We start from the raw sequence: 13,200 nt of genomic DNA, 5'->3' as shown, positions 1-13,200 counted from the left end.
AAGCAGACATGGATATTCAAGAGGGAGAAAGAAGGGGCCTGCCCTTCGACGTGACGCATCGGCTCGTGCTGTCGATCGCGCTCCCGATGACCCTCGGCTTCATGACGACGCCGCTGCTCGGCCTGGTCGACACCGCCGTGGTCGGCCATCTCGGCCAGCCGGATGCGCTGGCGGGGCTCGCGATCGGCGCGGTGCTGTTCGATCTCATCTTCGCAAGCTTCAACTTCCTGCGCGCCTCGACCACGGGCCTTACCGCCCAGGCCTATGGCCGCCGAGACCGGCACGAGCAGCAAGCCGTCTTCTGGCGTGCCATGATCTCGGCGCTCGGCTCCGGCACCCTGATCGTGCTGCTCTCACCCGTGCTTCTCTGGCTCGGCATCGCCTTGATGGGGCCGCAAGGCGCCATCGCCGAGGCGACGCGCACCTATTTTTCCATCCGCATGCTCTCCGGCCCGGCGGCGCTTGCCAATTATGCGCTGCTCGGCTTCGTGCTCGGCCGCGGCCAGGGCGGTATCGGGCTGCTGTTGCAAACCGTCATCAACGGCGTGAACATCGTGCTGGCGATCTGGCTTGGCCTGTGGCTCGGCTGGGGCGTCGCCGGCGTCGCCTGGGGCACGCTGATCGGCGAGGCCAGCGGCACGCTGCTGGGGCTTGCCATCGTGCTGCGGAGCTTTGCCGGAGAGAAGCGGCCGGCACGCGCCGAACTTCTGTCGCGCGCCAAGCTCACGCAGCTCTTCGCGCTCAATCGCGATATTCTCATCCGGACCTTCGTGCTGATCGGCGCCTTCACGCTGATGACGCGCATCGGCAACAGTTTTGGCGCAGTCATCCTGGCGGCCAATGCGGTGCTGATGAACTTCTTCCTGCTGTCAGGCTATTATCTCGATGGACTGGCAAACGCGGCCGAGCAGATCACCGGCCGCTCGATCGGCGCCAATTATCGGCCGGCCTTCGAGCGCGGATTAAAGCTGACCGGATTCTGGTCCTTCGGGCTGGCGCTTGCCGCCGCCATCTTCTTCTTCACCCTCGGCCCGGCATTGATCCACCTGCTGACGACCTCGGAGGAGGTGCGCCTCGCTGCCGAAACCTATCTGCCATGGGCGGCCGTCACCGGCCTCACCGGCGCGCTCGCCTTCCTGATGGATGGGGTCTTCATCGGCGCCACATGGTCACGCGAGATGCGCAACAAGATGCTGATGTCCTTCGGCGGCTACCTCGTGGCGCTCGCGGTCCTGGTGCCGACACTCGGCAATCACGGCCTGTGGATGGCCATGAATGCCTTTCTGCTGTTCCGCGGCATTTTTCTCGCCATGGGGCTGAAGACGCGGGCCGATCAGACGTTCCGGTTCGCCCAGTAGTCCAGCCTGGTGTCGCGGAGATCGCGGATCGAGCCAACGCGCTCGCGGTCGATGAGCTTCGACAGGCCAGAGACGATCTGACCTGCCAGGCCCGGGCCTTCATAGACCATGCAGGAATAAAGCTGCACCAGATCGGCGCCCGCCTTGATCTTCTCGAGTGCCGTTTCGGCCGAGGAAACACCGCCGACCCCGATGATCGGCAGCGCACTGCCGACGCGGCGGCGCATCTTCGCCAAGACGGCGGTCGACTTCTCGAAGACCGGCTTGCCGGAAAGGCCGCCTGCCTCCTTCGCCTGCCGCTGATCCTTCAACCCGTCGCGCGAAAGCGTGGTGTTGGAGACGATCAGGCCATCAAGCGCATGCGACAGGGCTTCCGCCGCGATATCGTCCATGCCCTCTTCGGTCAGATCAGGCGCGATCTTCAAGAAGACCGGGATGCGTTTGCCGGCCTTCGCTGCCTCTTCGTCTCGCGCGGCGAGCACGGCCGACAGCAGCACCGCGAGGCTCTCGCGTCCCTGCAGATCGCGCAGGCCCGGCGTATTGGGCGAAGATATATTTGCGGTGAAATAGCGTGCGACGGAATAGAAGCGGCGGATACCGGCGACATAGTCGGCGATGCGGTCAGCGCTGTCCTTGTTCGCACCGATATTGACGCCGATGATGCCGCCACTGCGAACAGCCTGCAGCCGGCGAAGAGCCGCCTCATGGCCTTCATTGTTGAAGCCGAGACGATTGATGACGCCCTCATCCTCGATAAGGCGGAAAATGCGCGGGCGTGGATTGCCGGCTTGAGCCTTCGGCGTCACCGTGCCGATTTCTGTAAAGCCGAAGCCGAGCCTCAAAAGCGCTTCCGGCACCTCGGCATTCTTGTCAAAGCCGGCCGCCATGCCGATGGGATTGGCGAAGTCGAGCCCGGCCACGGTCTGGCGCAGACGCGGATCGGCTTTGAGGCGGCAGGTCGGCACGAGGCCGGACTTCAACGCTGCAATCGACATGCCGTGCGCCGTTTCCGGATCAAAAAGAAAGAGGCCGCGTCGGCCGAGGTCGCGAAAGGCGTCGATCATTCAGCCATCTCCGGAAAGACATGCGCGCCATCGGCGCCGATCGGCAGCGGCTTCTCCCAGAGCACGGCGGAAAGCGGCAGAGGCGCATAGAGATGCGGGAAGAGGTCACCGCCGCGCGAGGGTTCGAAGACCAGTTTGTCGCCAAGCGCATCGCCAGCGACCGCCACCAGCAGCAGGCCCGTCTGGCCGGCGAAATAAAGCTCAGCGGTTTTCACCGCCTGTTTGGCCGTGGAGAGATGAATGAAACCGTCGGTCAGGTCGATTGCCGCGCCATGAAAAACGCCGGTTTGTCTGGCTTGTTGCCAGAGGGCATCCGGCACGATCTTGTAAACCACTGGCATGGCGGTCATCATCCCTATGTAAACCTGTCGTGATAGGGCTTTGCACGAAAACATCGGCCAATGTCCACGGTTTCCGTGGTGGATTTGAGATTTTAACGCAGAAAATCCGGGGGATGACATGACGAAGGAACTGAAAATCGGCCTTGCAGCCATGCTTTTGCCAGCCGCTCTTCTTCTCTCAACGCCGGCTCTGTCAGCCGAACAGGATACGGCACGCTTCCAGCTGGAGCGCAGCGGCGATCATTTCGTCCGCCTCGACCGGCAGACCGGCGCGATGTCCATCTGCCAGGATCAGACAGGCAACCTCGTCTGCCGCATGGCGGCCGACGAGCGCGCCGCCTATGACGACGAGCTGGACCGCCTTTCCGACCGCGTGACGAAGCTGGAAAAGACCGTTGCCTCGAACAAGGGATCAAGCCTGCCAAGCGACGCCGATGTCGACCGCACACTCGGCATCATGCAGAAATTCATGCGCGGCTTCATGGGCATGGCAAAGGAATTCCAGAGCGAGCAGCCGGATACCAAGCCGCTGCCGCAGAAGACGTGAAGCCAGGAAATCCGGCTGGCAAAGCACGGGGATAAAGGATCCTATTCCTATGCCGGTCTTTACTCGCCCATACGCCTCGGTTAACATTTTTTAAACGAGTTGAGCCGGATAAGCCGGCGTACAGATGCTGAGCGGCGATGCTGTCACATGAGCAGATATGGGGTGCGATCGACAGGCTTGCCGAGCGGCACGCCCTGACGCCCTCCGGTCTGGCACGCCGCGCCGGGCTCGATGCCACCTCCTTCAACAAGTCGAAGCGATTGAGCCAGGATGGGCGCCTGCGCTGGCCCTCGACAGAATCGATCGCCAAGGTGCTGGAGGCTACGGGAGCGAGTCTCGAGCAGTTTCTGAGCTTCATCCGGCCGGGCGCGGTAACGGATACTGCGCCAGCAAACGGAATTTCCTCGCCCGGCAGCTCCATTCCGCTCATCGGCTTTGCCCAGGCGGGTGCCGGCGGCTTCTTCGACGATGGCGGTTTTCCGGCCGGTCAGGGCTGGGACATGGTGGAATTTCCCGCGGCCGCCGGGCACAGGACCGGCGCCTATGCGCTGGAGGTGCAGGGCGAAAGCATGCTGCCGCTCTATCGCGATGGCGATATTCTGATCGTCGAGCCTGGGGCTCAAATCAGGAAAAACGATCGGGTCGTGGTCAAGACCCGTGAAGGCGAAGTGATGGCCAAGGTCTTGCTGAGGCAGAGCGCGCGGTCTATCGAGCTACTGTCGCTCAACCCCGAACATCCCAATCGCAGCTTCGAGCTGGCGGATGTGGAATGGATTGCCCGGATCATATGGGCCAGCCAATAGGAAAGTTTTCTCGGTATGCGTCGTGATATTTTGCTTGCAGGTGTGGCAGGCGCGGTGATCGGTTCATGGTTGACCCTGATTGTGCTCCAGCTTGGCGAGCATGGGTTTTCCTTGCCTGGCCGCAGCAGCAACACGATGGCGGACAACCGTCCGGCTCCAGCACCCGCTCCCGCGGAAACAGCCAAGGCCGACCTCACGCCGCCCAAGAATGCCGAGACGCCGAAGCCGGCCGAAACAGCCAAGCAGGACGATGCTGCCGCCAGCAAGCCACAACCGGAAGACCAGGCAAAGACGCAACCTGCCAAGCCCGCAACGGAGACGGTGCCGGACAAGGTGGCGCCGACAGTTGCCGCGCCGGCTTCACTCGCCACGCCGGATGGGAGCTCCCAGCTCTCCGAGGCGGCCGTAGCGGCAGCTGCCGCTGCGACTCCGGCACCTACAAACGACGATGCTGTGAAAACGCAAGACGGCGATACGGCCAAGACCGAAGACAACAAGGCAGCAACCGCGCAGCCAGCGGCACCGCCCGAGACCAAAGCCGCCACAGACCCAGCGCAGTCGAACGACGCGTCGGCAAAGCCGGGCGAGGCTCAGCCGGTACCCGCAACCTCGGACGCCGCAAAAAGCACTGAAACCGCTGCCGCCGAAATTCCGAAGCCCGCCGACGTCGCTCCCGAAGCCTCCAGCGCAACGCCGGCATCCCCGCAAGCTGCCGGCACAGATCAAGCCAAGGCAGATCCCGCACCAGACAACCGTATCCCAGCCGATCAGATCGACAGGGAGCTCGCGGCATCGGCTCATCGAACCCTTCCGCCCCAAGCCCAGCCCCAGCCAGAATCCCAACTTCAATCGGAACAGGCCTCGCTGGGTCCGGCGCAAAAGCCGCAAGAGCAGACGACTTCCATCGAACTCAACCGCCCCTTTTCCGATCAGGCCGGCATAGTTACGATCGCGGGCAAGAGCGTGCGGCTCGTCGGCATCATCCCGACCGATGTCGACCGCATGTGCACCAGCTCGAGCGGCAAGGACTGGCCTTGCGGTCAGGCCGCCCGCACGGCATTCCGCATGTATCTGCGCGGGCGATCCATCGACTGCGATCTGCCGAGCGCGACCTGGACCGGCACGGTGACCGGTGCGTGCCGCTACGTCCGCATCGATCTCAGCTCCTGGCTGGTCCGCTTCGGCTGGGCCGATCCGGAACCCGGCTCGCCGCTGGTCGCGCTTGTCGATGAGGCCAAGCAGAAAAAGCGCGGCATGTACGGCGACGATCCGCGCAAGAATGGAAAGTCGACGCTTGGGCCGGCCCTGCCCAAGGAAGATCCGCTCAATCCAATCTGATGCCTTGCTTCCGCCACTACAGCGCCGGGCGTCATATATGACGCGCAAAGGTCGCTGCAGCACTTTAAATCTGCTGCATAACTTTACCCTTAAATCGATTCCGATTTAAGGAATTATGCAGTAACTTTTGCCATGAGACGCGCGACTTTTCAGTCTGCCAAATTCAAAGGACTTCGCCTGTCATGAACAAGCCGCTTTCTGCTCACGAGGCCCTGATCTACGTCATGGTGCTGGCTTCGGCCGTCGACCGAACGATGAACGACCGCGAGCTCAGCCGCATCGGGGAACTCATCCACGCACTGCCGGTTTTCAAGGGTTTTGACGACGAGAAACTGATCGCCGTCTCCCGCGACTGTGCCAAGCTGCTGTCGGGCAGCGAAGGCCTCGATATCGTGCTCGAAACCGTGCGCGATACGCTGCCGGCCCGGCTCTACGACACCGCCTATGCGCTTGCCGTGGAAGTCGCCTCGGCCGACCTGTCGGTCAAGGCCGAGGAACTGCGTCTCCTCAGCCTGCTCCGCGACCGTCTCGGCCTCGACAAGCTGACCTGTGCCGCCATCGAGCGCAGCGCGATTGCCCGCTACCGCAAGGCCTAGAGCGTTTTCCTGAAACTGCTCTCGTCAGTAGAGCCCATATGGGAAGTAGCGCAGATAGATTTCCTGCAGCCTGCCATCGCGCGAAAGCGTCGCCAGCGCATGGTTGATGGCGGCCGTCAGATCGGCATCCTGCTGGCGCAACATGATCGTCATGCCTTCGCCGAGGAACTGCTGAGACATGTACGGCCCGTCGAAAAGGGCACAGCATTTTTCGGCCGCCGGTGACGACACCCAGAAAGATAGCTGCAGGCCATCGGCAAGCGCAGCGTCGACCTTGCCATCCCTGACGGCAGCGAGAAGCGCATCCTTGTCGTCAAACGGCACCGGCTTGATCGCGGGGAAAAAGGCGGTCATCATCGCCTCATGCACGGTGCCCTTGACCACGCCGACCGGGTGCCCGGCAAGCGAGGCCGCCGTCGTTCCATTGATCGGCGCCTTGAGATTGCGCACGAAACGCGCCGGCAGCATCAGGAAGGGACGGGAAAAAGCGAAGCTCTTGCGCAGCTCGGGCGTCACTGCGACGCCTGATATCACTGCATCGCCCTGCGAGGCGGAAAGCGCACCCTGCAATTCATTGAAGGGCAGAGCCTGGATCTGGCACTTGTCCGCGATGGCGAGCTCGTCGCAGATCTTGCGGGCGAGCTCGACGTGAAAGCCCGTGAGCTTACCGTTCTGATCGAGGAAGTTGAAGGGCGGGAAATCGACCGATGTCAGGAACCGCAGCCTCACCAGCGTAGACAGGTCGGGTTTCGGCAGTCGCTCCCGGGCATCGAACAGGATCGGCAAACTGGGCGGCTTTGCCTCCTGGGCGGAGAGCGGCAGAGCGCAAGAGATCGCAATCAATGTTGCGTGCGTCAAAAGCCGGGCGGTGGAGATCATCGACGAAAGGCAAACACGCATGGTCTTGATCCGGCCTCCGGTCGTGGCTGCACATCCTTGATTCACGAATCCGGTTTAGCAGAGTCACGTCGCAGGGGGAATATCGCGCCATGGCCGAAGGGATAGAACGAGCCATAGCTGACCAAGCGGGCGGCCTATCGGTTCGCCGATATTTTCGCAGCGGGCAGCAGCTCGATATTTTCGGTTGTCGGGTTAGTTTTTTCTCCGCGCCGCTTCAGCAATCTTGCCGGCGCGCCGACATAGATCCCATAGGGCTCCGTCTTTCCCTTGACGACGGCATTCGCGCCGATGACGCACCCTCGTGCGATGTGTGCGCCGCCCAGGATCTTCGCTCCCGCCCCGATCCACACGTCATCTTCAATGACGATCGGTTTCTTCGTCACGCCCTGCAGGCGAATGGGCTGCGTGAGATCATCGAAATTATGATCGAAGGACACCACCATGGCATGGGCGGCAATCCGCACGTCATTGCCTATGGAAATGCCGCCACGGCCTAGCAGGATGCTGTATTCGTTGAAGGAGACGTGGTTGCCGACTTCGATGCTGCCTTCTTGTGCATCGATGACGACGCCCCTGCGGAAATGGACTCTTTCGCCAATGCGAACGTCACCACGCTTCCAGATAATCCTGGTGTCGAGCGGAACTTTCGTACTTCGGCCGATCTCAAGCACACCGCTCTTGAAAAGAGCCCTCAGCCTGTAAAGCCATGCTATGCCACGCATTCAAACGCTCCTGACAAGGGGCGCTCGTTTTCTCATGCTTTTCCGGCCCCCACCTGAATGGGCTAGAAGATGGCGATGCCGGAGGGGTAGCGCAAGTGTTGGCTACCCGCATTGCACTGTCAGTTGCGCGCGACAAAGCCCGTAATCAAGGCGATAACGCCAAAGCCGGCCGCTGCTGCGCAGACTGCGACCCAGCCGCCAAAGTCCCACACCGTGCCGGCAAGCGCCGAACCAAGTGCGCCACCAAGAAAGAAGATGCCGACGAAGAGACCGTTGATCCGCCCTCGCGCCTCCGGATTGAGGAGGTTGACGGCGCGGCGTCCCAAGGTCTGGTCGCCGGTGACGCCGACGTCGAGCATGACGGCACTGACACCAAGCAGGATCAGCAGGGTCAGCGGATCACCGGACCGTATTCCGCCCACCCAGGCGGCCAATGCCAGGGCGGCAAGCATAATCAGGCGTGATACAAATGTTGCTATCCGCGTCCAGCCCCTGTCGCCCATGCGACCGAAGGGAGAGGTGGCGGCAGCGCCGCCGGCTCCAACCAGCGCAAACAGCGCGATGCCGGACTGGCCGAGCGAGAATGGCGGCTGCACCAGCCGCAGGGCGACAGAGGTCCAAAACAGGCTGAAGCTCGCCATCATCAAGGCGGCGGTAAAGGCGCGCAGCCGCAGTATCGGCTCATCGCGCAGCAGCTGGAACAACGAGCCGATCAGGGCGCCGTAGCTGGAACTCACCAGGGGGCGCCGTTCGGGCAGGCGCAGGGCGAGCACGGCGGCAAGAAGCGCAAGGGCTGCAGCACTGATGGCATAGAAACTCCTCCAGCCCCAGAAATCGGCAACCAGGCTCGCCAGTGGCCGCGACACCAATATGCCGACCATGACGCCGCTCATGACATTGCCGATGACCCGGCCACGATGCTCCGGCGGCGTCATGGCGGCGGCGATCGGCACGAGAATCTGGATGGCGGAACAGGCCGCGCCCAGGAGGAACAGGAAGATGAGGAGGCTCCATCCTGTCGGCGCAAAGGCAGCAGCGATAGCCATTACCATGGCCGAGACGAGCATGCGCAGCACCAGCTGGCGGTTTTCCATCAGGTCGGCGAGAGGCACCAGGAAAAACAGGCCGGCGGCATAGCCAAGCAGGGAGGCCATCGCCACGAGGCCCGCGCCGCTTTCAGAAAAACCAAGCGACGGGCCGATGATGCCGACAAGCGTCTGCGGCGCGAAAAGATTGGTGATGATGACGCCGGTGGCGATGGCGAACAACAATGTCGGAGGGGCCAAAACCGTCTCGGACGCCTCGTCCTCCGGCTCGCTGGCAATGCATTCGGGGACCTGAGCCATGGATTCTCCAATGAGCTTAAATAATATTGTTAGCCATCTTTATCGCTTTGTTGCATAATGCGGCAATTGAAATGAGCTAATAATGATTATGCGAGTTCCTCATGAACATTCATGATCTCGAAGCCTTTGTCGCCGTGGTGGAAACCGGATCGATCGTTGCCGCTTCCGCACGCATCAACCTGACCCAGCCGGGCATCACCCGGCGGATACAGAGCCTCGAGGATAGCCTCGGCATCGCCCTGCTCGACCGCCAGTCCAAGCCGCTCAAGCCGACCGCGGCAGGGCGAGAGGCTTACGAGCATGGACGTCGTGTCCTGCGCTCGCTCGATGATCTCAAGGCCGGCGTTTCCCCGGGTGGCGCGATCAGCGGCGAATTCCGCCTCGGCGTCATGCCCTATCTCTCGGAGGCGGCGCTCTCGGCCCCGCTCGATCAACTCCGCAGCCAGTTTCCGCAACTGACATTGCGCATCGTCTCCGGCTGGTCGCCGCAGCTCATCGAGCAGGTCGCGCATAGCCAGCTGGATGCCGCAACCGTCTGTCTGGCGGAGGGCACGGAGCCGCCGGATAATGTCGTCGGCGACATGCTGGGGATCCATAACGTCATTCTCGTCGCATCGCCTTCGCTCGGAGTTCCCAAGGCGCCGAAACTCGATGAGCTCTCCCGCTTTCCCTGGATCATGAACCAGAGCGGTTGCGGCTTCCGCGCCTTCATTCATCATCGCTTCGAGGCAGAGCGGCTGCCGTTCGACGTCGCCGTCGAGGCCATGAGTGCCGATTTACGCATGTCGCTGGTATCGCGCGGCCTCGGCATCGGCGTCTTGACGCCAGCGGCGCTATCAGGCAGCCGCTGGCGCAATTCCATCGAGGTCATCGAGGCGCCGGATTTCAGCCCGAGGGTCGTCAACTGGTTGGTGCATCGCCCACCGGCTGGACGCCTCGCCCGGCCGATCGCCATCTTCGGCGAAGCGCTGACGGAGGCTTTGAAAGACAGAGCCAGTTTCTGAACTGGTTTCGATCTCAAGCACCCGGCTTGTTGATCATCGCTTCAATGTTGTAGCCATCCGGGTCCAGAATGAAGCAGGCATAATAATCCGCCATATATTCCGGCCAGGGTCCGGGAGCGCCATTGTCCTCGGCTCCCGCTTCCAGAGCGGCGCGATAAAATGCATCGACCTCGGCCCTGCTGCCGACGCGAAAGGCAACATGCAAATGCGTCAGAGGCGGCTTGCTGCCCGTATGCTGGATCTCGAACAGGCTGCCGTCGCCAACGTCGAACGCCCAGAAAACACCTTCCTTGCCAAAGGACAAGCCGTAACCCAGCGGCTCGAAAGCGCGCTCATAGAACGCCTTGGTCTTCTCCAGATCGCTCACTTCGATGGTTATGAGATCAAACATGTCGAGCGCATCCCTGAGATCATTGACGATGGAAGGAAGCTGGAGCGGGTGAAGGGAATCGAACCCTCGTATTCAGCTTGGGAAGCTGCTGCTCTACCATTGAGCTACACCCGCCTGACATCCCGAGATGTCCAACAGTTGGCGGCCACTGTCAAGGCCGGACGATAGATGCCTAGAGCCGGAAGTGCTTGGACAGCTTCAGGCCCTGTGCCTGATAGTTCGAGCCGAGGCCGGAGCCGTAGAGGCTGCTTGGCTGCTCCAGCATGTGTTCGTAGATCAGGCGGCCGACGATCTGGCCATCCTCGAGGATGAAAGGCACTTCATGGCTGCGCACTTCGAGCACAGCGCGGCTGCCACGGCCGCCGGCCGGGGCATGACCGAAGCCGGGATCGAAGAAGCCGGCATAATGGACGCGGAATTCGCCGACCAGCGGATCGAACGGCGTCATCTCGGCGGCATAATGCGGCGGCACATGAACGGCCTCGCGCGAAACGAGGATGTAGAATTCGTCGGGATCGAGGATCAGCTCGGTGCGGCCGCGGCTATAAAGCGGCTCCCAGAAATCGAAGATATCGTGCTGGGCCTTCTTGTCGACATCGACGACGGCCGTGTGGTGTTTGCCGCGATAGCCGATCAGGCCTTCCTTATCGCCGGCAAGATCGATCGACAGCGCGATGCCGCCACCGGTGATGTTCGGCTTTTTGCTGGCGACGAGCGTCTCGGTCTCGTGCAGTGCCAGCAGTTCCGGCTCGTCAAGCAGAGCCTGGCCGACGCGGAAACGGATCTGCGACAGGCGCGAACCACGGCGAACGACGATCGGAAAGGTGCGCGGGCTGATTTCGAGATAGAGCGGGCCGGAATAGCCGGCCGGGATCTTGTCGAACTCCTGCGCCCGGTCGGTGATGACGCGGGTGAAGATATCGAGGCGGCCTGTCGAACTCTTCGGATTGGCCGAGGCCGACATATCGGCCGGCAAGTCCAGCCGCTCCATCAGCGGCACGATATAGACGCAGCCGGTTTCCAGCACCGCACCTTCGGAGAGATCGACGACATGCAACTTCAGCCAGTCGAGCTTGTCGGCAACCAGATGCGACGGACCGGGCATGAAGCTGGCGCGAACGCGGAAGGCATGGGAACCGAGGCGCAGGTCAAGGCTTGCCGGCTGGATCTGATCGACGTCCAGCTCTCTTTCGCTCGTCAGCCGTCCGGCGTCAAAGAGCGCCGCAATGGCGCGATCCGCTAGAATTCCTGTATTGCGAGCCATCATGCCTCTTTCCCCAGCCCATACGCCTGCAAATCCATATTCGACTTGTATGCCTGCGGGCTGATTCAAAACGTTACTGCGACCTTAGCGCATCCAGAGAGACGCGCGGGCAGTATTTGTCGCAGACAAAACCAAACTCAGGGAATTGACGCAAGCGATCAACGGCAGTATTGCAACTTATCCCGTGGTGATTTGGCCGGTCGGCTTGCAGCCACGTTAAACAAGTGGCTAAAAAGACCGGGTTGAAACCGGTCTGCAATTGCGGCCGGTTTTTTTGTTTTGAAAGTGGTGATGGCATGAGCAAGACTTGGCGCCCCGCAACCCAACTCGTTCACGGCGGAACGCTCCGTTCGCAATTTGGCGAAACATCCGAAGCAATCTATCTGACCCAGGGCTTCGTCTATGACACCTCGGAAGCGGCAGAAGCCCGCTTCAAGGGCGAGACGGATGGTTTCATCTACGCCCGCTATGGCAGCCCGACCAACGACATGTTCGAAAAGCGCATGTGCGCGCTGGAAGGCGCTGAAGATGCCCGCGCCACGGCTTCGGGCATGGCCGCTGTCACCGCCGCGATCCTCTGCCAGCTGAAGGCCGGCGACCATATCGTTGCCGCCCGCGCCCTCTTCGGCTCCTGCCGCTGGGTCGTCGAGACGCTGGCACCGAAATACGGCATCGAATGCACGCTGGTCGACGGTCGTTTCGTCGAGAACTGGGAAAAGGCGATCCGCCCCACCACCAAGGTGTTCTTCCTGGAAAGCCCGACCAATCCGACGCTCGAAGTCGTTGACATCGCTGCGGTGGCCAAGCTTGCCAACCAGATTGGTGCCAAGGTCGTGGTCGACAACGTCTTCGCGACCCCGCTCTTCCAGAAACCTCTGGAACTCGGCGCCCATATCGTCGTCTACTCCGCTACCAAACATATTGACGGCCAGGGCCGCTCGCTCGGCGGTGTCATCCTCTCCGACAAGCAGTGGATCGACGAGAACCTGCAGGACTATTTCCGCCATACCGGTCCGGCCATGTCGCCATTCACCGCCTGGACGCTGCTGAAGGGCATCGAAACGCTGCCGCTGCGCGTTGCGCAGCAGACGGCGAATGCCGCCAAGGTGGCTGACTTCCTCGCCGAGCAGGGCAACAAGGTCGCTCGCGTGATCTATCCCGGCCGCAAGGACCATCCGCAGGCCGACATCATCGCCAAACAGATGACCGGCGGCTCGACGCTGGTGGCTTTCGAGCTGAAGGGCGGCAAGGAAGCAGCCTTCAAGCTGCAGAACGCATTGGAGATCGTGAAGATTTCCAACAATCTCGGCGACTCGAAGAGCCTGATCACCCATCCGGCCACCACGACGCACAAGAACCTCACCGACGAGGCCCGCGCAGAGCTTGGCATTTCGCCGGGTACCGTACGCTTCTCCGCCGGTATCGAGGACAGCCAGGATCTGGTCGAGGATTTCGCCCGCGCCCTGGAACAGGTTTCCGCCTGATACTATTCCTTCAAGCCGCCCGGAGATTCTCCGGGCGGCTCG

Annotated in this window: 14 protein-coding genes, 1 tRNA gene and 1 riboswitch; of the genes, 7 read left to right on the top strand and 8 right to left on the bottom strand. The window is 61.8% G+C overall.

All coding sequences use genetic code 11. The features are described from left to right. The first annotated feature begins 8 nt into the window (after window positions 1-8). Window positions 9-1,358, top strand: coding sequence for an MATE family efflux transporter (locus ACQZ6F_RS23705; RefSeq protein WP_449094307.1), 1,350 nt, complete (start codon window positions 9-11; stop codon window positions 1,356-1,358). On the opposite strand, the gene ACQZ6F_RS23700 is transcribed toward ACQZ6F_RS23705, so the two are convergent. Both ACQZ6F_RS23700 and ACQZ6F_RS23695 read right to left on the bottom strand, forming a co-directional pair. Beyond that, complete coding sequence (locus ACQZ6F_RS23700; protein ID WP_449094306.1) at window positions 1,334-2,422, bottom strand: quinone-dependent dihydroorotate dehydrogenase; 1,089 nt, start codon at window positions 2,420-2,422, stop codon at window positions 1,334-1,336. The two genes, ACQZ6F_RS23705 and ACQZ6F_RS23700, sit on opposite strands and share 25 nt — an antisense overlap. Then, window positions 2,419-2,775: a DUF952 domain-containing protein gene (locus tag ACQZ6F_RS23695; protein ID WP_449094305.1), complete on the bottom strand. Its 357-nt coding sequence runs from the start codon at window positions 2,773-2,775 to the stop codon at window positions 2,419-2,421. The genes ACQZ6F_RS23700 and ACQZ6F_RS23695 overlap by 4 nt, the downstream gene beginning before the upstream one ends. A 106-nt stretch (window positions 2,776-2,881) precedes the next feature. Here ACQZ6F_RS23695 and ACQZ6F_RS23690 point away from each other — a divergent pair, with 106 nt between their 5' ends. The 4 genes from ACQZ6F_RS23690 to ACQZ6F_RS23675 all read left to right on the top strand — a co-directional run bounded on the left by ACQZ6F_RS23690 (window position 2,882) and on the right by ACQZ6F_RS23675 (window position 6,047). Then, the gene (locus ACQZ6F_RS23690) at window positions 2,882-3,310 is read left to right on the top strand and encodes a hypothetical protein (RefSeq protein ID WP_449094304.1); all 429 of its coding nucleotides are present in this window, start codon (window positions 2,882-2,884) and stop codon (window positions 3,308-3,310) included. Window positions 3,311-3,447: 137 nt separating this feature from the next. Next, a complete protein-coding gene (locus tag ACQZ6F_RS23685) occupies window positions 3,448-4,113 on the top strand; it encodes a S24 family peptidase (RefSeq protein ID WP_077468636.1) in 666 nt (221 codons plus the stop codon). A 15-nt stretch (window positions 4,114-4,128) separates the two neighbouring features. Further along, window positions 4,129-5,451: a hypothetical protein gene (locus ACQZ6F_RS23680; protein WP_449094303.1), complete on the top strand. Its 1,323-nt coding sequence runs from the start codon at window positions 4,129-4,131 to the stop codon at window positions 5,449-5,451. 182 nt (window positions 5,452-5,633) lie between these two features. After that, a complete protein-coding gene (locus ACQZ6F_RS23675) occupies window positions 5,634-6,047 on the top strand; it encodes a tellurite resistance TerB family protein (protein ID WP_068397371.1) in 414 nt (137 codons plus the stop codon). A 24-nt stretch (window positions 6,048-6,071) separates the two neighbouring features. Here ACQZ6F_RS23675 and ACQZ6F_RS23670 read toward each other — a convergent pair whose 3' ends face one another. The 3 genes from ACQZ6F_RS23670 to ACQZ6F_RS23660 form a co-directional block, all read right to left on the bottom strand. After that, entirely contained in the window at window positions 6,072-6,947 is an 876-nt protein-coding gene (locus ACQZ6F_RS23670; RefSeq protein WP_449094302.1) for a transporter substrate-binding domain-containing protein, read from the bottom strand. Window positions 6,948-7,081: 134 nt separating this feature from the next. Further along, window positions 7,082-7,669, bottom strand: coding sequence for an acyltransferase (locus ACQZ6F_RS23665; RefSeq protein ID WP_449094301.1), 588 nt, complete (start codon window positions 7,667-7,669; stop codon window positions 7,082-7,084). Between the two features lie 119 nt (window positions 7,670-7,788). Continuing rightward, a complete protein-coding gene (locus ACQZ6F_RS23660) occupies window positions 7,789-9,015 on the bottom strand; it encodes an MFS transporter (RefSeq protein WP_077468633.1) in 1,227 nt (408 codons plus the stop codon). 101 nt (window positions 9,016-9,116) lie between these two features. Between ACQZ6F_RS23660 and ACQZ6F_RS23655 the strand changes: the two genes are divergently transcribed. Next, window positions 9,117-10,019: a LysR family transcriptional regulator gene (locus tag ACQZ6F_RS23655; protein ID WP_449094300.1), complete on the top strand. Its 903-nt coding sequence runs from the start codon at window positions 9,117-9,119 to the stop codon at window positions 10,017-10,019. A gap of 13 nt (window positions 10,020-10,032) precedes the next feature. Here the strand turns inward: ACQZ6F_RS23655 and ACQZ6F_RS23650 are convergent, their stop codons facing one another. The 3 genes from ACQZ6F_RS23650 to ACQZ6F_RS23640 all read right to left on the bottom strand — a co-directional run bounded on the left by ACQZ6F_RS23650 (window position 10,033) and on the right by ACQZ6F_RS23640 (window position 11,677). Beyond that, the gene (locus ACQZ6F_RS23650; RefSeq protein ID WP_449094299.1) at window positions 10,033-10,410 is read right to left on the bottom strand and encodes a VOC family protein; all 378 of its coding nucleotides are present in this window, start codon (window positions 10,408-10,410) and stop codon (window positions 10,033-10,035) included. Between the two features lie 40 nt (window positions 10,411-10,450). Beyond that, a tRNA-Gly gene (locus ACQZ6F_RS23645) sits at window positions 10,451-10,524 on the bottom strand. Between the two features lie 58 nt (window positions 10,525-10,582). Beyond that, window positions 10,583-11,677 carry a 2'-deoxycytidine 5'-triphosphate deaminase gene (locus ACQZ6F_RS23640; protein ID WP_077468630.1) on the bottom strand — a complete coding sequence of 365 codons (1,095 nt, stop codon included), beginning with the start codon at window positions 11,675-11,677 and terminating at the stop codon, window positions 10,583-10,585. Window positions 11,678-11,848: 171 nt separating this feature from the next. Further along, window positions 11,849-11,927, top strand: a riboswitch (SAM riboswitch). Between the two features lie 43 nt (window positions 11,928-11,970). Here ACQZ6F_RS23640 and ACQZ6F_RS23635 point away from each other — a divergent pair. Further along, entirely contained in the window at window positions 11,971-13,158 is a 1,188-nt protein-coding gene (locus tag ACQZ6F_RS23635; protein WP_174070179.1) for an O-succinylhomoserine sulfhydrylase, read from the top strand. Window positions 13,159-13,200 lie beyond the last annotated feature (42 nt).

The sequence above is a fragment of the Rhizobium sp. A22-96 genome (assembly GCF_053521805.1).
This window is presented reverse-complemented; position numbering and strand designations above follow the sequence as displayed.